General features: G+C 66.5%; 17 protein-coding genes and 1 pseudogene. 9 read left to right on the top strand and 9 right to left on the bottom strand.

What is annotated here, in order from left to right:
* The 3 genes from AUL36_RS21390 to rpsT form a co-directional block, all read right to left on the bottom strand.
* On the bottom strand, positions 1-460 hold a 460-nt coding region (locus tag AUL36_RS21390), incomplete at its 3' end, for a DnaA N-terminal domain-containing protein (protein ID WP_280138002.1).
* Positions 460-894 carry a rhodanese-like domain-containing protein gene (locus AUL36_RS21395; RefSeq protein WP_062224077.1) on the bottom strand — a complete coding sequence of 145 codons (435 nt, stop codon included), beginning with the start codon at positions 892-894 and terminating at the stop codon, positions 460-462. The genes AUL36_RS21395 and AUL36_RS21390, both read right to left, overlap by 1 nt.
* Positions 895-1,694: 800 nt before the next feature.
* Positions 1,695-1,964, bottom strand: a complete 270-nt coding sequence (gene rpsT / locus AUL36_RS21400; RefSeq protein WP_058599940.1) for a 30S ribosomal protein S20 — start codon at positions 1,962-1,964, stop codon at positions 1,695-1,697.
* Between the two features lie 511 nt (positions 1,965-2,475).
* Between rpsT and AUL36_RS21405 the strand changes: the two genes are divergently transcribed.
* Both AUL36_RS21405 and AUL36_RS21410 read left to right on the top strand, forming a co-directional pair.
* A complete protein-coding gene (locus AUL36_RS21405) occupies positions 2,476-3,129 on the top strand; it encodes a tetratricopeptide repeat protein (RefSeq protein ID WP_058599941.1) in 654 nt (217 codons plus the stop codon).
* Between the two features lie 11 nt (positions 3,130-3,140).
* On the top strand, positions 3,141-4,373 hold the full coding sequence (locus AUL36_RS21410; protein ID WP_062224079.1) for an endo-1,4-beta-xylanase: 1,233 nt from the start codon (positions 3,141-3,143) through the stop codon (positions 4,371-4,373).
* 3 nt (positions 4,374-4,376) lie between these two features.
* Here AUL36_RS21410 and AUL36_RS21415 read toward each other — a convergent pair whose 3' ends face one another.
* Genes AUL36_RS21415 through AUL36_RS21430 form a run of 4 tightly spaced genes read right to left on the bottom strand, consistent with a single transcriptional unit; the run spans position 4,377 to position 9,591 of the window.
* Positions 4,377-5,513 carry an NAD-dependent epimerase/dehydratase family protein gene (locus AUL36_RS21415; protein ID WP_062224081.1) on the bottom strand — a complete coding sequence of 379 codons (1,137 nt, stop codon included), beginning with the start codon at positions 5,511-5,513 and terminating at the stop codon, positions 4,377-4,379.
* Between the two features lie 26 nt (positions 5,514-5,539).
* Positions 5,540-7,069 carry a glycosyltransferase family 2 protein gene (locus AUL36_RS21420; RefSeq protein WP_062224082.1) on the bottom strand — a complete coding sequence of 510 codons (1,530 nt, stop codon included), beginning with the start codon at positions 7,067-7,069 and terminating at the stop codon, positions 5,540-5,542.
* Positions 7,070-7,090: 21 nt separating this feature from the next.
* The gene (locus tag AUL36_RS21425; RefSeq protein ID WP_062224085.1) at positions 7,091-8,554 is read right to left on the bottom strand and encodes a UDP-glucose dehydrogenase family protein; all 1,464 of its coding nucleotides are present in this window, start codon (positions 8,552-8,554) and stop codon (positions 7,091-7,093) included.
* Positions 8,551-9,591 carry a UDP-glucuronic acid decarboxylase family protein gene (locus AUL36_RS21430; RefSeq protein ID WP_374700796.1) on the bottom strand — a complete coding sequence of 347 codons (1,041 nt, stop codon included), beginning with the start codon at positions 9,589-9,591 and terminating at the stop codon, positions 8,551-8,553. Before AUL36_RS21430 ends, AUL36_RS21425 begins: the two co-directional genes overlap by 4 nt.
* 699 nt (positions 9,592-10,290) lie before the next feature.
* Here AUL36_RS21430 and AUL36_RS21435 point away from each other — a divergent pair.
* Positions 10,291-10,977, top strand: coding sequence for a LuxR C-terminal-related transcriptional regulator (locus tag AUL36_RS21435; protein ID WP_192843385.1), 687 nt, complete (start codon positions 10,291-10,293; stop codon positions 10,975-10,977).
* Positions 10,978-11,067: 90 nt separating this feature from the next.
* On the opposite strand, the gene AUL36_RS21440 is transcribed toward AUL36_RS21435, so the two are convergent.
* Positions 11,068-11,661: a hypothetical protein gene (locus tag AUL36_RS21440; protein ID WP_062224103.1), complete on the bottom strand. Its 594-nt coding sequence runs from the start codon at positions 11,659-11,661 to the stop codon at positions 11,068-11,070.
* 402 nt (positions 11,662-12,063) lie between these two features.
* Between AUL36_RS21440 and AUL36_RS21445 the strand changes: the two genes are divergently transcribed.
* The 4 genes from AUL36_RS21445 (at position 12,064) to AUL36_RS21460 (ending at position 18,853) form a co-directional block, all read left to right on the top strand.
* Entirely contained in the window at positions 12,064-13,140 is a 1,077-nt protein-coding gene (locus AUL36_RS21445; RefSeq protein ID WP_062224092.1) for a hypothetical protein, read from the top strand.
* Positions 13,141-13,280: 140 nt separating this feature from the next.
* Entirely contained in the window at positions 13,281-15,236 is a 1,956-nt protein-coding gene (locus AUL36_RS21450; protein ID WP_062224094.1) for a hypothetical protein, read from the top strand.
* A 384-nt stretch (positions 15,237-15,620) separates the two neighbouring features.
* The gene (locus tag AUL36_RS21455; RefSeq protein ID WP_058600074.1) at positions 15,621-17,504 is read left to right on the top strand and encodes a type I secretion system permease/ATPase; all 1,884 of its coding nucleotides are present in this window, start codon (positions 15,621-15,623) and stop codon (positions 17,502-17,504) included.
* Positions 17,501-18,853 carry an HlyD family type I secretion periplasmic adaptor subunit gene (locus tag AUL36_RS21460; protein ID WP_062224096.1) on the top strand — a complete coding sequence of 451 codons (1,353 nt, stop codon included), beginning with the start codon at positions 17,501-17,503 and terminating at the stop codon, positions 18,851-18,853. Before AUL36_RS21455 ends, AUL36_RS21460 begins: the two co-directional genes overlap by 4 nt.
* Before the next feature lie 6 nt (positions 18,854-18,859).
* Here the strand turns inward: AUL36_RS21460 and AUL36_RS21465 are convergent, their stop codons facing one another.
* On the bottom strand, positions 18,860-19,477 hold the full coding sequence (locus AUL36_RS21465) for a hypothetical protein (RefSeq protein ID WP_156418519.1): 618 nt from the start codon (positions 19,475-19,477) through the stop codon (positions 18,860-18,862).
* A 426-nt stretch (positions 19,478-19,903) separates the two neighbouring features.
* Here AUL36_RS21465 and AUL36_RS21470 point away from each other — a divergent pair, with 426 nt between their 5' ends.
* Positions 19,904-20,977 (top strand): LacI family DNA-binding transcriptional regulator, encoded by a 1,074-nt coding sequence (locus tag AUL36_RS21470; protein WP_062224101.1) that lies wholly within the window; start codon positions 19,904-19,906, stop codon positions 20,975-20,977.
* Between the two features lie 94 nt (positions 20,978-21,071).
* Positions 21,072-21,553, top strand: a pseudogene (locus AUL36_RS21475) (xylose isomerase); the annotation flags it as partial.

Below are 21,553 nucleotides of genomic sequence, written 5' to 3' on the forward strand. Positions count from 1 at the left end.
GGGCTTGGGCGGCGGGCGTGAGAGCCGGGGCGGCTTCGGCGCGGCGCTGCGCCGGAGCCGGCGCGCCCGAGCCGCGCACGGCGGAGCGAACCGCGATGTCCACCTTCAGCGTCCCCGGAATCTCTTCGGAGAAGATCTGGAGCAGGAGGTCCTTGTAATGACCGTTGATCCAGGTGCGCAGGAAGGCGGTCGGCACGGAGAGCTGCACCACGCCCTTGCCGGCCTGTTCGAGCTTCATGCGCGTGAACCAGGAGGCGAAGACATCCGGGCCGAGATGGGCCTTGAGGCGCGCGTTCACGCGGTCGATGATCTCGGCTTCACCGTGGGCGGGGCTCATGGCGGGCTCGTTTGGCTGGATGCGGGCTGCGACTGCGGTGGTGATGGGAACCGCGCGGGAGGCGGGGGCGCGCAGCGGAGCGCGCGGCGCCTTGGGCGGCGTGGCGGTCGAGAGGCCGGCCATTATTTCTGCCTCCAAGGGAGACCCGCGGCCTTCCAGCCGGCGATCTGGCCGCGATGGCCCTCCTCGTCGGGCGGGCCTTCGAACCCGTCCAAAACGTTGAAGCAGTTGGCAAAGCCGAGATCGGTCAGGGCGCTGGCGCCCGCCATGGACCGGGCGCCCGAGCGGCACAGGAAGAAGACGGGCGAGGTCTCGCTGCCGCCGGATGCCTTGATGGCCTCGGCGACGCGGGGCGCGAAGCTGCCGTCGATCGACATGGAAGGATAGGTCTGCCATTCCGCGAAAAGCGGCTGCGGCCGGCCGGCCGGCGCCAGAGGAAAGCCCACGAAGTTCCATTCCGCGCTGGTGCGCACGTCCACGAGAAAGGCGGGTTCGTCGCTGTCGAGCGCGGACCAGCACTCGGCCGGTGTCACGTCGCCCTTGTAGGAACGGCTCATGGGGAACTCCAGACTGACCGGCGCTCGGAGAGGCCGGCAAAACGCAGGAACAACCGACCTTGGCCCCGAGCTACAAGGAGTTGCGGGGACGCGATCGGACAGAATGAAAGAGATCAGCGAGAACGGCGAGTTGCGTTCCAGATGGGGTTCATCGTGCGCATTTCTTATGGAAAACGCATCTTGTCCCCATCCTTCGGCTGCCATGGCTCTTGTCGTGAGGGAAAAGCTACGCAATCCGACCAGCCCGGAGCAAGCTTTGAATCGCGATTCTGCGTGGCTCTGCGCCCAGCATCGGGCGCGTTCATGGCGCTGTCGCAAAGTGGCCCAAACTTAATCGTCTGATTCACTTGCGGATTCCGCTCGGGGGCGAGGATGACGGTGGATTGAGGCGGGAATACGAGTTTTTTTTGTCGCATCCCGATTGACTCGCGATGGCGTCCCCCTGCTCGCCGCAAGACTCGGGGGCTCATGAGTGACCTTCTTCAAGTCGTTGTTTTATATGATCATTTTTGAGTGGAATGGAATCGTCGGGATTCCGGGGATTCTGAAAAATCAAGCTGGAAAATCGGGAACCGATAGGCAGCCTGAGCATTGTGCCGAGTCGTCCACAATGACAGTTCGATGACGGGCCGATCGCGCGATTTGACGGAAGCGTGACGCTTTCGTGACACGTGGAAAGGTTCCCTGATCCTTGGCCGCGCCCGCAAAAAGACTTATCCGCGCGGGCTTTGCACAACGAAAAAGGCCCGAGGCGTGCGCCTCGGGCCTTCATCACATCGAAACCGTTCGAGCGAGCTCGATCAGGCGGCGCCGACGGCCTTCACGCGGCTCGACAGACGCGAGATCTTGCGCGAGGCGGTGTTCTTGTGGATCACGCCCTTGGCAGCGGCGCGGGCCAGTTCGGGCTCGGCAACTTTGAAGGCGGCGCGGGCAGCTTCGTGGTCGCCCGACAGGATCGCTTCCTCGACCTTGCGCAGGAAGGTGCGCACGCGCGAGCGGCGCGTCTTGTTGATCAGCGTGCGGCGGGCGATCTTGCGTGCGGCCTTCTTGGCCGACGGCGTATTGGCCATGTGTCGTTTCTCTCGTGTTCGTATGTGGACCCGGGCGACCGACAGGGTCGACCAGCATCCGACGCGAAGGGGTCGATCGCCGAGGGGCGCCCTGACAGGATGTCCTGATGCTGGGTGCGCCACGGCATAACAGGCCGCATCCGAGGATGCCGCCGGAAATCTGCGCGCCTTATAGGCCGATCACCATGTCGCGTCAACCGAACGCAGGAGCCTCCGGCGGACCGGGCAGACAGGGGACGCAAGGGCGCTCTGTCGGATTTCTCCCGGCTTTCGCACGCGCGCGGCGCGTCGTTAACTCTTAGAGCGTCTACCAAAACCTCGGGGGTCGGCTGGCCGGCTCTTTTCGCCAACCACTTTGTCGCGAATGCTCGCCGATGCCGCCAGCATCGACTGCGCTTCGCTCCGCGTGGACTGACGAAAATCCCTCGCCCCGCCTCCGCCCGGAGGTTTTGTTAGGCGCTCTTGAGGAACGGAGCGGGCCGCCCGTCTCCGAAGCGGGAGGGAAGCTGCGATGCGCGTAGGGGCTTTTGCACTGGCGGCCTTGGCCGTTTTTTGGCCCGATCTGGTGGAAGCGAAGGCGCCCGCGCCGCCGAGCCCGCCCGAGATCACCTGGGACTGGTACAAGGCGGGCGAGACCTATCTGCGCTACAAGGTGCCCAATCCCGCCCTGTCCACGCGCTATTTCCGCAAGGCGGCGGAGCGCGGCAACACGTCGGCGCAATACAAGCTCGGGGAGCATTACGAAAACGGCGTCGGCGTGACCAAGAACTATCGCGAGGCCTATCGCTGGTATCGGCGCGCCGCCGACTCGGGCGATCGCTATGCCGCGTTCAAGGTCGGCTGGTTTCTCCAGAAGGGGATGGGCGTGCGCCATTCCTCGCGCGAGGCGGCGCGCTGGTATCAACGGGCAGCCGACCAGAACAATCCCTGGGGCTACCATATGCTGGGCTTCATGCTGGCCGATGGCGAGGGCGTGCGCCGCGACCCGGCCAAGGCGCGGCGCTATCTCGAAATCTCCGTGCGCGAGACCGGCGATCAATGGGCCAAGTGGAAGCTCGCCCAACTCCTACAAACCAGAGACCCGGAGCGGGCGCGCAAGCTTTATGCGGAAGCCGCCGCGCAAGGAAACGGCGAAGCGCGGCGCGAACTCGCCGCCATGCGCTGACGCCTGGAGCGATGGAGGGCAATGAGGGGCAAGAGGCGGGAGGCGATAGACCCGCGCGACGGCGAGACGGCCTGGGACGGCGCGGCCATCTCGCGCCCGCGCCCGCCGCTGGCCATCCGCTCAACCGGCGCGCGCTTCTGCTTCTGGGGATGAGCGGCTTCGTGCTGGCCTCGGCCGAGCCCTCCAGCGCGCCCGAGCGCCCGTCCTTGCGGCAGGCCGCCGCGCGTACCGGCCGGCGCTTCGGCGCGGCGGTGCGCATCGAACAGATCGTGGCCGAGCCCGATCTCCGGGATACGGTGCTCGCCGACTGCGACGCGCTGACGCCCGAGATCGCGATGAAATGGGATGCGATCGAGCCCGAGCCCGGCCGGCGCGATTTTTCGCGCGCGGACGGGCTGGTCCGTTTCGCGCGTGAGAACCGCCGCGCCCTGCATGGGCACACGCTGCTCTGGCACCGCAGCGTGCCCCCTTGGACGGAAGCCGCGCTACGCGAGACGTCCGACTGGGGGCTGATCTCGGCGCATTTCGAATCCGTCCTGGCGCGCTACGGCGCGGACATCGCGACATGGGATGTCGTGAACGAGCCGATCGACACCGGCCAGCGTATGGACGGCTTGCGGACCAGCGTCTTCCTCGCCGCCTTCGGGGAGGATTATGTGGAGCGCGCCTTCGTGGAGGCGCGCGCTCATGCGCCCCAGGCCGTGCTCTTTCTCAACGAATACGGGCTCGACTACGACATTCCCGTCGAGACCGACCGGCGCTATCTCCTCCTGAAGCTGATCGAGAAGCTGAAGGTGCGGGGCGCGCCGCTCGGCGGTATCGGGCTTCAGGCGCATCTGGACCTGCGCAAGGGACCTTTCTCCGAGCCCGTTCTCGCTCGCTTTCTGGAGGAGATCCGGGGCTTCGGGCTCGACATCCACATCACCGAACTCGACGTGCGCGAGCGCGATCTGACGGCCCCGCCCGCCCTGCGCGACCGGCTCGTGGCCGAGATCGCCAAGCGCTATCTCGACGTGGCGCTGGACTGCCCGAGCGTTTCGGCCGTCTCGACTTGGGGCCTGTCCACCCGCCATTCCTGGCTCGCGATCGAGCCGGAGGATCTCGACTTCTACTGGCGTCTCGTCGGCAACCAAGGCCCAGGCCCCGGCTTCAACCGGGGCCTGCCCTATGATTCCGACATGCGCCCCGCGCCGATGCGCGAGGCGATCTTGGCCGCCTTCGAGAGGCGGCCATTGTCTCTCTAAAGGTCAGACCACGAGCCGCGAGCCCTGCAATTCGCCCAGGCAGGTCTGCGCCCGGTCCACCGGGCGGCGGGCGCGCGAGACCCATTCGATCAGCTCGCCCATACCTTCCTCGAAGCCGCGCCGGGGCGTGAGGCCGAAATCGCGCTCCAGCTTGGAAATGTCGGCGAAGCAATGCCGGATATCGCCGACGCGATGCTGGCCGAGAATCTCCGGGCCGATATTCTTGTGCAGGAGACGGGCGAGCACGGCGGCGATCTCGCGCACCGTGATCGAGCGCCCGGAGCCGACATTGTAATAGTCCCAGACGGACATGTCGCTGTCGAGCACGGTTGCGAAGGCGCGCGCGACATCGTGCACATGCACGAAGTCACGTCGCTGCGACCCGTCCTCGAAGACGAGCGGCGGCTGGTCGTTCAGAAGGCGCGAGACGAAGATGGCCGCCACCCCGGTATAGGGGTTCGACAGCGCTTGGCGCGAGCCATAGGCGTTGAACAGGCGCAGCGCCACGGTCGGGATGCCGAGCGCCCGGCCGACCGAGAGAAACATCTCCTCATGGTCGCGCTTGTTGACGGCATAGATCGAGGCGGGCTGAAGCAGCTTGTCCTCGGCCGTCGGCACGGGAACGAGCGGGCTGCCGTCCTCGTCCGCCAGCTCCCATTCATGGGCGGCGAGCTGTTCGTGCGGGCGAAGGGCGGGGGCGACGGTGCCGCAGCGCCCGCTATAGGCCCCCTCGCCATAGATCGACATGGAGGAGGCGACCGCGATGCGCTGCACCTTGTGCGGCCGGCGCGACAGCGTTTCGAGCATGATCGCCGCCGTCATGACATTGTTGCGGCAGTAATCGACGATATTCGTCATGGACTGGCCGACGCCCACCGAGGCGGCGAGATGGGCCAGATGCGTAACGCCCGTGAGCGCGCTTTCGAACACGCCGTCGTCCAGAATATCGCCCCGGATGCGTCGGGCGCGGCGGTCGAGATAGACGGGCCAGCCATCGGCATCGACCTCCGCATCGGCATGGACCTGGGGTTTCAGGCAGTCGAGCACGCTCACCTCGAAATCGCGTTCGAGAAGCTGGTCGATCAGATGCGAGCCGATGAAGCCGGCGCCGCCCGTGACGAGAACATGACCTTTGGACATGGGTGTCTTCCTTGGGAAACGAGGGATCAGAGAGCGAGGCCGCCGGCGGAGGCCTGCGGTTCGCCGGTGAGATTGCGATTGGCGGGAATGGGGATCGGCAGCTCGGCGCCCAGGCGCACCACGGCCGGCTGCGAGCCGGCGACGGTGCGCACCAGCTCGTGATTGGCGTCGATCTTCACCGTGCGCTCCCAGACGAGCCCGCGATCACGCAGGAACATCCAGAAGCCGATGGCGAGCGGCACCAACCAGATGAGCCACCAGAGAACGAGCGAGGCCGGGTTGACGCGCAGGAGATAGCGCAGCCGGTCCACCCGCTGCGGCAGGATGAGCTTCGCCCGCCGCCAGACCGAGAGATAGATCGCCCCCAGCGTCACCGCGAAGGTGGCGATGTTGAAGGCGGCGAGCGCCAGCGACCAGTCCGGCACCGGACTGACCCCCGCCTTCCACTCGGCCAGCGCCCAAAGGCCGAGCGGCAGGCCGATCGCGTTGGCCGAGAGCGACAGGCACGGCCCGAAGTTCAGCCGCGCCCGAAAGCGCTGCCAGGGCGTCATGCCCATGTCCTTCAAGGGCTGGGCGAGGCTCTGGAAGAAGCCGCAGACCCAGCGCTTGCGCTGCGTGATGCCGTGGCCCAGCGTCGAGGGCACTTCCTCGATCAAGGGGTTCTGGATGATGCCGATGCGCTTGCCATGGGTCCAAAAGCGCATCCCGACTTCCGGGTCCTCGATCGTGATCCAGGGATGGAAGCCGCCGAGCGCCAGGAGATCGGACGCGCGGAAGAACAGGCCCTTGCCGAGCACCCAAAAGGGCTGCCGGCCACGGGCCGAGAGATGGGGATAGAGAAACCCGTCCCAGGCCATATGGTCGAAGGCGTGCCAGGAGGCAGGCAGGGTGGACAGGAGATTGCCGGCGATGTTCTGGGCTTGCAGAACGTCGTAATGGCGCATCCCGGCCGAGGCCGCGAGGAAATGGTCCGGCGGCGGGCAGGAATCGGCGTCGATATAATTGACGAGGAAATCCTCGCCGCCCGCCATCTCCTCGGCCAAGGTGTAGAAGGCATAGACGAGCTGGCGCGTCTTCTTCGGGGGCAGGGCGCGAACGCCCGCCCGCTTGCCCTTGTGCCACCAATAGGCCTTCGGGTTCTCATCCCAGCTGCGCCAGACCACCTGCCAGGACGGATCGGTCGTGGCGGGCACTTCGACGATCTGCAGGAAGGCGAATTCCTGCGCGAGCCGCCGGAGGCTTTCCACGGTCGCCGTGTCGTTGGCATTGGGAATGGCGACGACACGGTAGCGCGCGGCCGGGTAGTCGATGCGGGCGAGCGACAGGAAGGTCGTCCGCATCGTGGATTCGAGTTCGCGCAGCACGGGGTAGAAGAGCACGATATAGGGGTGCTCTTCCGGCTGGCGGCCCTCCGCCTCGCTCGGGCGCACCCAGTCCACCGGCAGACGCAGGAAGAACAGGCCGAGCCCCAGCGAGAGGGCATAGAGGATCTGGGACAGGAGGAAGACGGACACGAGAATCGTGTCCGCGCCTCCCGCCATGGCGAGCGAGGACATGGCTTTGTGTCTCCCCTCGCGTCAGGTGGCGTGGCCGTTGAGGCCGGTCTTGGCCGCCTTCGCCGCCGCGACGAGCTCCAGCGGCGGCAGGTCGGCCGGCGACAGCGCCGGCATGGCCTCGCTCGGCCGCACCGCCGGGACGGGCGGCAAGGGTGCGGGGAGGGGCGCGGGCATGGCCAGCCTTTCGCGCCGCCCGATGCCAAAGGCGCGCAGACCCACGGCGCGAAGGCGCTCGGGCGAGAGCATGTTGCGCAGGTCCACGAATACGTCGCCGCGCATCGAGGCCTTGACGCGGGCAAGGTCCAGCGCGGCGAATTCCGGCCAGTCGGTCAGAAGCAGGGCCGCGTCCGCCCCGTCCAGGCACTCGTAGGCGCTTCCCATATACTCCGCCTCCGGCAGGATGGAGCGGGCATGGGCCATGCCTTCGGGGTCGAAGATGCGCAGCCTTGCCCCCGCCGCCCGAAGCGCGGCCAGAATCGGCAGCGAAGGGGCCTGGCGCATGTCGTCCGTGCCCGCCTTGAAGGTGACGCCGAGCACGGCGATCGTTCGCCCGCGCGCTTCGCCGAGCGCGCGGATGACGCGCCGGCCCATGGCCCGCTTGCGCCCCTCGTTGGCCGCCACCGTGCTTTCCACAAGGCGCAGCTGGACGCCATGCCCCTGGGCGGCGGCGAGCAGCGCCTCCGTGTCCTTGGGAAAGCACGAGCCGCCATAGCCCGGCCCCGGCCGCAGGAAGGCGGCCCCGATGCGCCGGTCCAGCCCCATGCCGAGCGAGACTTCCTCGACATCGGCATCCGCCACCTCGCAGAGATCGGCGATCTCGTTGATGAAGGCGATCTTGGCAGCCAGAAAGGCGTTGGCAGCATATTTGATCATCTCCGCCGAGGCGCGCTCGGTGAAGACGAGAGGCGCGCCCCGCTCCGTCAGCGGGCGGTAGATATCCGCCAGAAGACGGCGCGCCGGCTTGGCGCTTGTGCCCACCACGATCCGATCCGGCGCGCGGAAATCGGCCAGCGCCGAGCCCTCGCGCAGGAATTCGGGATTGGACACGACATCGAAGGCGATGCCGGGTCTGACATCGCGCAGGATGCGCTCCACCGCCTCGCCCGTGCCGACCGGGACGGTGGATTTCACGATCACGGCGAGCGGGCGCACCGCCGCGCGGCCGATCGCCTCGGCCACGGCATGAACGGCCGACAGATCGGCCGAATGATCGATCGCCGAGGGCGGCGTGCCGACGGCGACGAAGACGGCGCGCACGCGCCGGTCGAGCGGCAGCGCGCCCGACGCAAAGCTCAGGCGCCCCGCCGCGACCTCGGCCTTGACCAACTCTTCGAGCCCCGGCTCGAAGATCGGCATCTCGCCGCGCTGGAGACGGGCGATCTTGCCCGCATCCGTGTCATAGCAGGTGATGTCGTGGCCGAGTTCGGCGAGGCACGCGCCGGTGACGAGGCCGACATAGCCGGTTCCGATAACGACGATCCTCATGACACCAACACTCCCTCGGCTTGCGGGCGGGCCGCCGTAGCGAGGAAGCCCGGCAGGAGGCGCATCGGCGGCTCGGCCGCGATGCGGCCGGCGAAATAGCCGATCGTGCGGGTCAACCCCGCGCGCAGCGAAACCTTGGGCTCCCAGTTCAGAAGCGCCTTGGCCTTGGCGATGTCGGGCCGGCGGCGGCGTGGATCGTCCACCGGAAGCGGGCGGCGCACGATGCGCGAGCGCGAGCCGGTGAGGTCCACCACCAGTTCGGCCAGTTCGTCCATCCGCGTTTCCACCGGATTGCCGAGATTGACCGGGCCGGATGGATCGCCGTCCAGCGCCATCAGCGCGAGGAAGCCGGCGATGAGATCGTCGACATAGCAGAAGGAGCGCGTCTGCGATCCGTCGCCATAGACGGTGATGTCCTCGCCGCGCAGCGCCTGCACCACGAAGTTGGAGACGACGCGCCCGTCGTCCGGGTGCATGAAAGGGCCGTAGGTGTTGAAGATGCGCGCCATGCGCAGCTCCAGCCCGGCGCGTGCGCAGCCATCGGTGAACACGGCTTCGGCGAAGCGCTTGCCCTCGTCGTAGCAGGCGCGCGGGCCGACCGGATTCACATGGCCGGCATAGGTTTCGGGCTGGGGGTGGATGTCCGGATCGCCATAGACCTCGGAGGTCGAGGCGTGGAAGATCCGCGCCCCATCCTCGGCCGCGCGCTCCAGAACGCGCCGCGCCCCATCCGCGCAGATGAAGAGCGTGCGTACGGGGTCGCGCTGGTAATGCGGCGGGGAGGCCGGGCAGGCGAGGTTCCAGATCTCGTCGAAGCGCGGCAGGCCGGCCGGGAAGGGTTCGACTACGTCATGCTCGATGAGGGTGAGGCGATTTGTCGCCACGAGCGGGCGCAGGTTCTCCCGGCTGCCCGTGGCGTAATTGTCGAGGCACACGACGTGGTGCCCGCGTGCGAGCAAGGCTTCGCACAGATGCGTGCCGAGAAATCCGGCGCCGCCTGTCACAGCGACGACTTTGCCGGAAGATGATCGCGGCATGGAACGAGCCGGGCGAGCCGGACGATGCTGAATTTTCATGATGAACCGCCGACGTTTCGAGGAAGGATTGTCGGGATATTCCCGACATGAACTTCAATGAATGCCGATTCTGTGACGTGGAATCAGAGAAAAGGCAGTCGAACGCCGCAATCGTCTTCCGATTACTTACACAGCCGATGGAGGGGTGCAAGCCTCGCACAAGGCCAGCGATTCGCAGTCCACCAACAGAGGTCTGTTGACGGCGCTTTCAGTGCGGCCTGTCGTGACCTCCGGTTTGTCGCGTTGCGAAGCGCAGGACGACGGCGAGACCATCGACACAAACCGGATCCTTCTCTTCGAGGTTGTGTCTGGAGACCTGTCCCTGCCATTCCGACAATTGCCGCCGAGGCGGTGGGTGGCCCTCAAAGGTCAGAGCGGCAAGCCGACGGGAAGTATTACCCTCGCAGGTCGTATCCTCGGAACTAACCCAAATGGGTGAGACATTCTGTGCGCTGCAAATGAAAAGCGATCAAGACTGTGGACCTGAACGCATATACACCCCGTATGGGCATTGAAGATGCTTGATTTTTCCGCAACGTAATATCTTTATGTAAGCAGTCTTCGGGCTTGTCCGAATATACGCTTTGGGAATGTAAAGTGGGGATTTTCCTGACGCAATAAAAACCCACGATCGGGGGTGTTATGTGTAACGTCTTACTGGTGACGGACGAGCCGTGTTTTGCCGCTGGTTTCGTGAGCGTGCTGGAGCGGCAGGACTTCGGCGAACTGCGGGTTGCAACCTGCGTGACCGACCTGTCCGAAGCCATGGAAACCGTGCGCGCCACGCAGGCGGATGTGGTGGCGCTGGATGTCGCCATGGCGGGGTTCGACGCCGACGCACTGGCGGCTTTCCATCGCGCCTTGAATGCGCGTTCAGGGCTTCTTGTTCTGGAACAGGCGCGCCAGCGCGAGTCGGTGGAGGCCGCCTTCGCGGCCGGGGCGCGGGGCTATATCCTGAAATCGGCGGGCGAGGCCGACCTGTTCGATGCCGTGCGCCGCGTGGCGCGGGGCGAAACCTATCTCGATCCGCGTCTGGTGCCCGTCATGATGGCGCCCCAGATCAACCGGAACGACCATGCCGCCGTTCTGACCCGACTCGACACGACCTGCGGACGCGTCTCGGCGCGCGAATTGTCGGTGCTGCGGCGCACGGCCTATGGCTACAGCGCCAAGGAGATCGCCAGGGATCTCGACATCAGCCAGAAGTCGGTCGAGACCTACAAGGCGCGCGCCATCGCCAAGCTCGGCCTCGCCTCTCGCTCCGACATCATCCGCTATGCCCATCGCGCCGGCTGGTTCAACTCGATCCTCGAGTTCGATGGCGGCGAGGAGCGCCGCCCCCACTGATACAAGAGGACGTGGGCTCGGCCACCGCAGCGATGATCGGGTCTTCAGCGCTTGAGGGAACCTCGCTTTCGAGGTTCCCTCAAGCGCTTGTCATGCGCCCGGCCGAGGCCCGCGCGCCTCCACCGTCCTGAGATGGGCTTCGAGGCCCGGCAGGAAGCGCCAGAGATCGCGGTTCAACTCGTTCATCGCCTGGATCTCATGGCGGATCGCCTCGATCCGCGCGCCGTCCATGGGCTTGGCCGCGCCGAAGCGCAGCCCCTTGGCCCGTTCCTCCAGTCGCATCGCATGGGTGTGCGTGATCTCGCCCGCCTCGTTCACCGTGAACATGGCGTGCAGGAGATCGTTGCGCAGGCGCGTGCCCGACTCGAACCGCGCCATCAGCCGCTTCAACTCGCCCGACAGGGCGCGGTCGGCGAGCTTCACGCGCGCCAGACGCTGCACCAGATCCACCCGCGCCCGGCTGGTGTTCAGCGTGCCGAAGACGATCAGCGCCGAGGCGCGGTCGCAGCGCAGAAGCAGCATGATGAAGTAAACCAGCAGGCTTTCGTTGTTGGACCAACTGTAGGACATCTGGCCGATCAGGGTGAAGACGTCGCCCCGCGCGGCGGCGGTGGCAGCGTCGCGCGCCGCCGTCTCGATCGCGTCGAAATCGGGCGTGGGCGGTAGTTGGCTGGTCGGCGACATGCCCGTCTCCTCGGATTTTTCCAACGCTTGGACCTCGTGTGAGGCAGCATCTCACCGCCTGCTCGGCCTGTCCTGACGGAAAACCCCCGACAGGGTGAAGGATTCTTCCCCGCAAGACAAAGCGGCTGGCATCGGCAATGTTAACGAAGTCTTAACGAACCCGGAAGGTTCGAAAGACCTCAGGGGAAACCAAGTAAACCCTCTGAAAGACAGCCTGAGCGGCGTCGAGCCGCACAGTCTATCTGTTGCGTCATCTTTCTGCCGACGTCCCGGGTCGCCGCAATCGTATCGGGTCGGCGGGTCAGAAAGACCAAAGAACACTTCTTCGAAAACAAAGGCCGGATGTCCGTCTCCCGCAGAAGAGGAGCGACGGCGGCCCTTTCAGCTCAAAGGGAGACTACAATGAGCGTCGATCGCAACGCCACCGCCTTGGCCGGCTCCGTCGCGGAAGCCTACGTCAATTCGCCGAGCTTCGAGAACCAGGGCAACGACCAGTCGGCCGATGGTTCGAACGTCCATAGCGACCTGTCGGACAACAGCGTTTCCGACTCCGGCAATGACAGCTCGAACAATTCGAACCAGGGCAACAACTACAGCGACAACTCGGATTCCAGCACGAACGACTCGGGCAACGACAACTCGACCAACCTCGATGTCGGCGGCGTGTCGGATGTCGCCAACGACAAGAGCACGAACGATTCGGGCAACGACAATTCCGACAACACGAACCAGAACAACGACTACAGCCAGGTCGCGGATTCCAACAACGACAACTCGACCAATCTGGATGTCGGCGGCGTGTCGGATGTCGCCAACGACAAGAGCACGAACGACTCGGGCAACGACAATTCCAACAACTCGAACCAGAACAATGATTCGAGCAACAGCAGCACCAACGACTCCTACAACGACAACAGCCATTACAGTTCGGATGCGAGCAACACCAACTCGCACAACGACAGCAGCCTGAACGTCTCGCTTCAAGACTCGCTCAACGACTACAGCACGTCGATCTCGGACTCGTTCAACTCCGACGACGACCTGATCGACGTGGCCGGTCTGTGCAACAAGCTCGACGGCATCATCGGAACGATCGGCGGCGACGCCTTGAACGCGGAAGGTGGGCAGGCGCTGCTCGGAGACGGCAACGTCTTCTCCATCCAGCAGATCGCGACTCTCAACGACGGCGACTGGCTCAACCAGCCGAGCACCAGCCTCCAGATGCAGGGCGGCAGCGGCGACTTCTCGATGAACGCGTCCGATCTTCATGGTGGCACGGCCAATGCCAGCCATGACGGCTCGCTCTCGGCCGGCGCCAGCTCGACCCTCTCGGCCGGCAATAGCGCCGCGGCGGGCATTTCGGGCGGCCATTCGGCCCTCAACATGGACATCGCGATGGGCGCCAACGTCCAGTACACCAGCGTCGACATGGCCGTGGTCGGCGGTGACGCCGGCGGTGCCGACTTCGGCGACGCCTGACGCAGACCGGAGCGCCCGTCAAACCCTCACGGGCGCTCCGTTTCCTAGGCTCGCGTCGTCTCGCCGGTTGTCCCTGACAGGTCAGCGAGCGGCGTGAGCCTTTTCTTCTTCGAAATCATGGTTTCGACAGGAGCGGAGCGATGCTCATTCTCGAGGCCCAGGAGACCATCGCCCGCTTTATCGGGCTGTTCCGTGTCGATACGGTCGATCCCGGAATCCACGCCCGCCTTGCCGCCGGCACGCCGCATCTCTCGCATGTCGCGCCTCGCTCGCATGGCGCGGAGGACCTCGACCCGCGAAGCGCCGGCCTGTCCTCCCCCGCCTACGACCCCCATATCGGCCTCGCCAATGATCGCTTCGAGATCGAAGAGGCGGCGAGCCGGCGTCTCGCCCCACCCCATGTCGAGGTCACGCTCCACCCGCTGCATCCCGCCCTTGGCCACGGCCCCGCCCATGCCAGCCTGCCGGACAGCTCGATGGGCCTGGAGACGATGGGCGTGCGAAGTTTCGAGGCCGATATTCTCTATCGCCACGTCCCCTCGGACTCGCTCTTCGCCATTCAGGATCAGGTCGGCCTGATCGACGATCGCGACACGCTGATCCTCGATCCCGACGCCGACCCGCTCGCCGTGGTGGATCACGTCACCCAGCAGTTCGAGGCCATGCTGGACGCCGCCGCGAGCTTCCGCTCGCTGCCCGGCATTCCCCATACGCCCGCCGACCTGAAGGGGCTCCTTGTCACCAACGCGACGCAGGAGGGCACTGAGCCCTCCGCCGCCGGTGCGCCGACCGGCCATGAGGGCATCTTCATCAATGGCGAACGGGCCGACAGCGCGCCCGACATCGCCAGGCTGATCGAGGATACGCGGGTCGGCCCCGATCTCACAGACGACCAGCCGCTTCTCCAGACCGGCGGCAACCTGTCGGCCAATCAGGCCGGGCTTCTCAATGTCGGGCATCTCGGCGCGGTCACGGTGGTGAAGGGCGACTGGACCGAGGTCAACTCCATCCGCCAGCTCAACATCCACGCCGATCAAGACTCGGTCGAAGGTCTGGGCGAGGCGGTGAATGTCGCGATCGCCGACACGACGAAGAGCTATAATATCGCGAGCTTCGAGCGCATCGACGCCACGCCGAACGGCCGCCCCGCCTTCGACCCGCGTGACAGCCTGCCGGCGCATTACAAGGTGGATGTGATCGAGGGCAATCTGGAGATCGCCAATTTCCTGCGGCAGGTGAAGCTGACGCTGGATGGCGATCAGGTCGTTCTCTCGGCGATGGAGTCCACCGTGCGCGCCACGACCGGCGGCAACGAGAGCTTCAACATTGCCTCGCTCTCCAAGCTGCTCGGCTCCTACGATCTCGTGATCGTCGGCGGCAGCGTCTACGAGGGCAACTTCATCCAGCAGATCAACATTCTGAACGACAGCGACCGGATCGTCTCCGATGCGGCCGGCACGGGTGGATCGCTCTCGACCTCGGGCAATCTTCTCGTCAACCATGCTTCGATCGTGAATGTCGGCGGCCTGTCGGACTTCACCGGCTTCTCGGCCGAGATGCGCGATCTCGTCTCGGCCTTCGATAAGGGCCAAGGGCATGGCGACCCGGACCTGGGCGCCGATCTCGCCTTTCTGGCCGGGCGCAACATCAAGGTTCTCTACATCTCGGGCGACGTGATCGAGACCAACGTCATCTCGCAGATCAACATTCTGGACGATGCCGACACGGTGCGCATGGCCGACGGCACGCTGGCGCGCCTCGCCAATGTGCTGGCCCCCGAGGCGCAATGGACGGTGACGACGGGCGGCAACGCGCTCCTCAACGAGGCGAAGATCGTCGATCTCGACGATGCCGGCCATGTCCGCTTTCTCGGCGGCGAATATTACTCGGGCTCCATGCTGCTTCAGGCCGATCTCGTGGCGAGCGGCCCGGACATCCAGACCTTCGACACGGGCAAGCTCGTGCCCGAACTGATCGCCTTCGTCTCCGACATCCAGGGCGACGGCGCCAACCACTTGTCCGACACGCTGTCCCATTCCGCTTCGAGCCTCGGCCATGACGCGCCGGCCGATGGCGTGGCGGGCATCCTGTCGTGACCGGCAGCACCAAAAAACAGAACCAGAAGAAGACGACATGAGGGGAAAGACGCCATGAATGAGGACAAGCCGGGCCCGCGCCTCAGCGACCCCGAACGGGACGCGCGCGAGCGGGACATCTTCGCCTCCATGCAGGCGGCCGTCAGCGCCATGCGGGCCGAGGGGGAGGGGGCGGCAGCCCCTGCAACAGCAGCGCCTGCGACAGCAGCCCCGGCACCATCAGCACCCGAGCCCATGACGGCGACCGCGCCTGCCATGGCCCCCCGGCCGGCCGAGCCGCCGCCCCGCGCGCCCGCCGCCGCGCCTTCGATCGAGATGCAAATTCCCGAACGCTCGGCTCCGCAGGCCGCCCCGATCCCTCAAGCCCCCATGCCGCAACCTGCCATGGCGCAAGCCGCCCCCGCGCCTCAGGCGAGCGTCGCCAACGAGCCCGGCCGCGTCGCTCCCTCGCTGCGCGGCACGGTGATCGAGGGCGAGGCGGGCGGCCCGCTTCTGCCCGAAGGGCGCGCGGCGGCCAATGACGCGGGCTCGCAGATCACCCGCAAGAGCCCGCAGGTGAATTTCCGCGTCGCGCTGGAGCAGACCAAGGCCCGCGTGCGGCGAAACCTCGCCTGGATCTTCGCCTTCACCATTCTCATCAACGTTCTCGTGCTGGCGGTGCCGATCTACCTCTTCCAGATTTCGGACCGCGTGCTCACCTCTCGCTCGCTCGACACGCTGGTGATGCTGACGCTGATCGTGGTTGGGGCCATTATCGGGCAGGTTGCGCTCGATCTCATCCGCCGCTCCATCCTGATGCGCACGGCGGTCGAGGTGGAAACGCGGCTCGGCTCGCCCATCCTTTCGGCGGCCTCGCGCTCGGCCCTGTCGGGCTCGGGCAAGGACTACCAGATCCTTGCCGACCTCCAGCATATCCGCGCCTTTTTGACGGGCTCGACGCTTCTGGCCATGCTGGACGCGCCGCTCGCCCCGCTTTTCATCGTCGCGGTCTGGCTGGTGCACCCGCATCTGGGCGCCATCGTCGTCACCTCGGTCGTGGTGCTTCTTACCGTCGCCTTCTTCAACAAGCGCGCGACGGCGATTCACTTCGCCGAGGCCAACGGCCACAATGCGCGCTCGAATCTGACGCTCGACGCGCTGTCGCGCAACGCGCAGATCATCAACGCGCTCGGCATGATCCCCGAGGCCGTGCGCCTTTGGGGCAAGGACAATGCTGCCTCGCTTCGCAGCCAGGTGGCCGCGCAGGATCGCAACGTCTTCTTCTCCTCCATTTCCAAGGCCCTGCGCCTGTTCGCGCAGGTCGGGATGCTCGGCTGGGGCGCCTATCTCTCGCTCGAAGGTCAGCTGACGGGCGGCATGGTGATTGCCTCCTCCATCATCGCCAGCCGCGCGCTGGCCCCGGTGGAGGGCACGATCGAGGGCTGGCGCTCCTATATCCAGTCGCGCGCCGCCTATGGGCGCATCTCGCAGCTTCTCCTCAACTCGCCGCTCAATGTGGAGCGCCTGCGCCTGCCCCGGCCGCAGGGGCGGCTCGACGTGGATCGTGTCCTCTATGTGCCGCCGCCCAACAAGAAGGTCATCCTCAACGGCATTTCCTTTTCGCTGAAGCCCGGCGAGGCGCTCGGCATCATCGGCTCGTCGGGCGCGGGCAAGTCCACGATCGGGCGCATGCTGGTGGGCTCCATCATGCCGACGGCCGGCAATGTGCGGCTCGACCTGATGGATCTCAAGAACTGGGACCCGCGCCAGCTCGGCGAGAGCATCGGCTATCTCCCGCAGGACGTGCAGCTCTTCCCCGCTTCCATCAAGGTCAATATCGCGCGGATGCGCGAGGACGCGCTGGACGAGGACGTGTTCGAGGCGGCCATGCTGGCCGACATCCACGAACTCGTCGCCTCCTTCCCGCAGGGCTACGAGACCGTGATCGCCGCCGACGGCGCGCCGCTCTCGGGCGGGCAGAAGCAGCGCATTGGTCTTGCTCGCGCCTTCTTCGGCAATCCGCGCCTTGTGGTCCTGGACGAGCCCAATTCCAATCTCGACACGGACGGCGAAAAGGCGCTGGCGCTCGCCATGACGCGGGCGAAGGCCAATGGCACCACCGTCGTCGCCATCACGCAGCGCCATTCGCTCCTGCGCTGCGTCGATCGCATCATGGTCATGGACAAGGGCGCGATCTCGGCCATCGGCGAGCGCAACCAGATCCTGGCGATGATCTCCGGTCAGACCGCCGGCGAGAGCAATGTTCCGGTGCAGAGGAGAGTCCCATGAGCTCCCGTCACGGCGCGATGCACTCGGGCGAGGCGATCGAGGAATGGTATGTCGGTGTGCCTCGCTCGATCCGGGGCATGGTGGTGGGCGGGCTGGTCCTGTCCGTCGTCATCTTCGGCGGTTTCGGTACCTGGGCGAGCACGGCCCCGCTCGCTGCCGCCGTGGTCTCGCACGGCACGTTCGTCGCCACCGGCAAGAACAAGCAGGTGCAGCATTTCGAAGGCGGCATCATCCGCGCCATTCTGGTGCAGGAAGGCGACCGGGTGGAGAAGGGCCAGCCGCTCGTTCTTCTGGACGAGACGGCCGCGCGCACCAATGTGCGCCGGCTGCTTCTGCGCCTCGCCAGCTACGAAGCCCGCGCCAGCCGGCTTCAGGCCATGATCTCGGGCCGCGAGACGCTCGACTTCGGCACGATCGAGGTGGACGAGGAAGACCGCAAGGAGGCCGACCGCATTTTCGAGGGGCAGCGCAATGTCTTCGCCGCCGCGCGTCGGGCGCTGGAGGGGCAGGTCGCCGTGCTCTCGCGCAATCAGGATTCGCTGCGCCGGCGCATGGAGGGCTCGCAGGCCCAGCGCCAGGCGGTGGAGCGCCAAAGCGGGCTGATCCGGCAGGAACTCGCCGCCAAGACCATCCTCTTCAAGCAGGGGCTCTATCGCCGCTCCGATCTCTTCACCGTGGAGCGCGCGGCGGCCGAGGCCGAGGGCGCGCTCGGGCGCATCGAAGGGGAACTCGGCGACATGCGCTCGCAGATCGCCCGGCTTGATGGGCAGATCGCGCAGGCGCGCCAGGAGTATCAGCAGGGGGCGACGCAGGAGTTGCAGGGTGTCGAGGCCGACATGGACGACATGCGCGAGCAGCTTCTAGCCGCCCGCAGCGTGCTCGGCCGCACCGAGATCCGCGCGCCCGTGTCCGGCACGCTCGTCAAGCTCAACTACCACACGGCGGGCGGCGTCGTGGAAAGCGGACGGCAGATCGCCGAAATTCTGCCGCGCGACGAGAAGCTGATGATCGAAACGCTGGTGAACCCGACCGACATCAACGGTGTGCGCGCGGGCCAGCCGGCGGGCGTGCGCCTCACCAGCTTCAACCAGCGCACGACGCCCCAGATGCGCGGCCTCGTCACCTATGTTTCGGCCGACACGGTGCCCGACCCCCGGCCGGGCCGGGCGGGCGATGTCTATGTCGTGCGCGTCACCTTGGCCGAGCATGAGGTGGAGCGCGTGCCGGGCCTGCGCATCAATCCCGGGATGCCGGCCGACATCTTCATCGAGACCTCGCACCGCACCTTCCTGAACTATCTCGTCAAGCCGGTGCAGGACAGCATGAACCGCGCCTTCCTGGAACGGTAAACGGCCTCAGCCCCGCGCGTCGGCCGACGGCGCGCGGGCGACCCAGAAACCGAAGCTCAGGAGATAGGCATAGGCGCCGAACTCCATCGTCTCCTCCATCTCCTGATGCATCCAGTGCTCGGCGGCTTCGGCCAGACCCAGAAGCAGCGCGGCGATGCCGACCGGCCAGACCCAGGCGAGATTGCGCCAGTCGAGGAAGCTGCGCCAGCGCGGCCGCTTGATGAGGGCAAGCACGCCCGCGCTCAGGAGGACCACGCTCGAGAAAGGGAGCTTCATCGCGCGGTGCAGGCACAGGCCGCTGTCGTAGAAGGCGCTTTCGCAGGCCGGAATTTCCCGCTGCAAGGCCAGGAGCGACAGCGCGGCCATGGAGACGCAGAACAGCGCCCGCGCATCGGCCGCGCGCCGATAGGCCATCAGAAATACGCCCGCCGCCGCCACGAGAAGCCAGGCTTGCGCGCTTTCGATCGCTCCGTTCTCGGCGAAGAGGGACGAGGATAGCGTGAGAAGACCGCGCCCCAGAAGCGGGGATAGAAGACCGATCAGGCAGGCGGAACTCAACCAGGGAAGCGGCGCGGGGCGAGGCGTTCCGGGCCATGAGGGCAGGACGCTTCGGGCAAGAGACATGGGCGGGCACTCTGATGCGATGCCGCGCCGAGACGATACGCCTCGACGTGATCCAGCGCACTTAGTATGTCAGCCTAACTATCTCGTCCAGGCGCCGCTTCTTAGCCGGGAGACGTTTTGGGGAGCAGCGCCGTCCAAGGCACCTCTCTCGAAGGCGTCCGACTGCCGCCGAGTATTTCGGGCGGGCGAGCCCATGCTCGCTCTCCAACCTCGATCTTGCCCTCGCGCGATCATGCTCTCCGCCGCTTTGGAACCTCGGCTTCCTAACGCGAGGCCACGCGGAGCAGGGCCAACTCGCGGCTTTGTCGGCCGAGCCTGACGATCACGCCCTCGGCGCGCGGCAGCGAACGCAGACGCGCGAAACCCGGCGACTTTCACGCTCGCCCGTGCATATTGAGGCGCATCGGGGACGATGCGGGGGCGCAGATGAGCGAGGGGGAGGCCGTGGGCGATCCGGCCCGCGACGAGGAAGCGAGTCGGCAGGGCGCGCCGACCTTGAGCGATGTGGCGCGCGCCGCCGGCGTCAGCCTCGCCACGGCCGACCGTGTTCTCAACCGCCGGCCGGGTGTGCGCCTCACCACCGTCGAGAAGGTCGAGGCGGCCATGGCGGCGCTGCGTTTCGAGCGCCATCCGGGCGCGGCTGCCCTGGCGCGCCGGGCGCGCTTTCGCGTGGCCGCGCTCCTGCCGCGCGGCGGTAATCCGTTCATCCGCTGTCTCCGGGAGGAGCTGGAGCGCGCCGCGCGCCGGCCCGCCAACCGCGCGCTGGCGCTGGAGCCTTTCGATGTGGATACGTTCGACGCGAGGAGCTTTGCCGGCGAGATCGCCCACGCCAGCCAAAGCCATGACGCGATCCTCGCCGTCGGCCTCGACGATCCGGCCGTGGGGGATGCCATCGACGCGGCCACGGCGCGCGGCGTGCCGGTCGTCACGCTCGTTTCCGACGTGCCGGGTTCCAGCCGCGCGCGCTATGTCGGCATCGACAATCGCGCCGCCGGCCGCGTCGCCGCCGCGCTCACCGGGCGCTTCGCCGGGCCGGAGCCGCGCTCGGTCGCCGTTCTGCTCGGCTCGCGCGCGCTGCGGGATCATCACGACCGGCTGGACGGGTTTCAGGAAACGCTCGCCGCCCGCTTTCCCGCACTGACCCTTTCGGCCGTCCTGGAAGGGCAGGACGACCCGGACGCGGTGCACTCTGCCATGCGCCGCTTCTTGGGCCGCTCGCCCCCGCCCGCCGCCGTCTATAGCGCCGGGGCGGGCAATGCGGGGCTGGTCGCGGCCCTGTCGGACTTCGACCTGCGCCCGCTCGTGATTGCCCATGAGCTGACGGCCGAAACCCGCCCCTTGATCGAAAGCGGCGCGATCGACGCCTTGATCGTGCAGGACCCCGGCCATGAGGCGCGCTCGGCGCTGCGCGCGCTCTCGGCGGCCTTGACCGGCACGAGGCTGGACGAGGCGCAGGAGCGCATCCGCATCGAAATCCTGCTCAAGGACAATCTGCCCTGACACACCCAAAGCGATTGCGCTTGCGCCCAGAACTGAGGTACGTAGCTCAGCCATGGGGCGCGGCCTTTTGCCGACGCCGGAGGTGAGGACCGCCATGACTGAGGGCAACGGTTTCTTCGGGCTTGATTCCAGCGTGCGTTTCGAAGGGGAGGGGAGCACCAATCCTCTGGCCTTCCGCTTCTACGACAAGAACCGTCAGGTGATGGGCCGGTCCATGGAAGACCAGCTCCGCTTCGCGATCTGCTACTGGCACTCCTTCACCTGGCCGGGCGGCGATCCGTTCGGCGGCGAGACCTTCAACCGCCCTTGGATGCGCCAGGGCGGCGATCCGCTGGCCAAAGCCAAGGAAAAGGCCGAGGTCGCCTTCGAGCTGTTCCGCATTCTCGACGCGCCCTTCTTCTCCTTCCATGACGTGGACGTGGCGCCCGAGGGCGAGACGCTGGCCGATTCCATCAAGAATCTCAACGAGATCGCCGACATCTTCGAAGAGAAGATGAAGACGCATCGCACGCGCCTTCTCTGGGGCACGGCGAACCTCTTCTCGAACCGCCGCTATATGGCGGGCGCGGCGACGAA

The sequence above is a fragment of the Aureimonas sp. D3 genome, assembly GCF_001463805.1.
In the GTDB taxonomy this organism is placed as follows: domain Bacteria; phylum Pseudomonadota; class Alphaproteobacteria; order Rhizobiales; family Rhizobiaceae; genus Aureimonas; species Aureimonas ureilytica_A.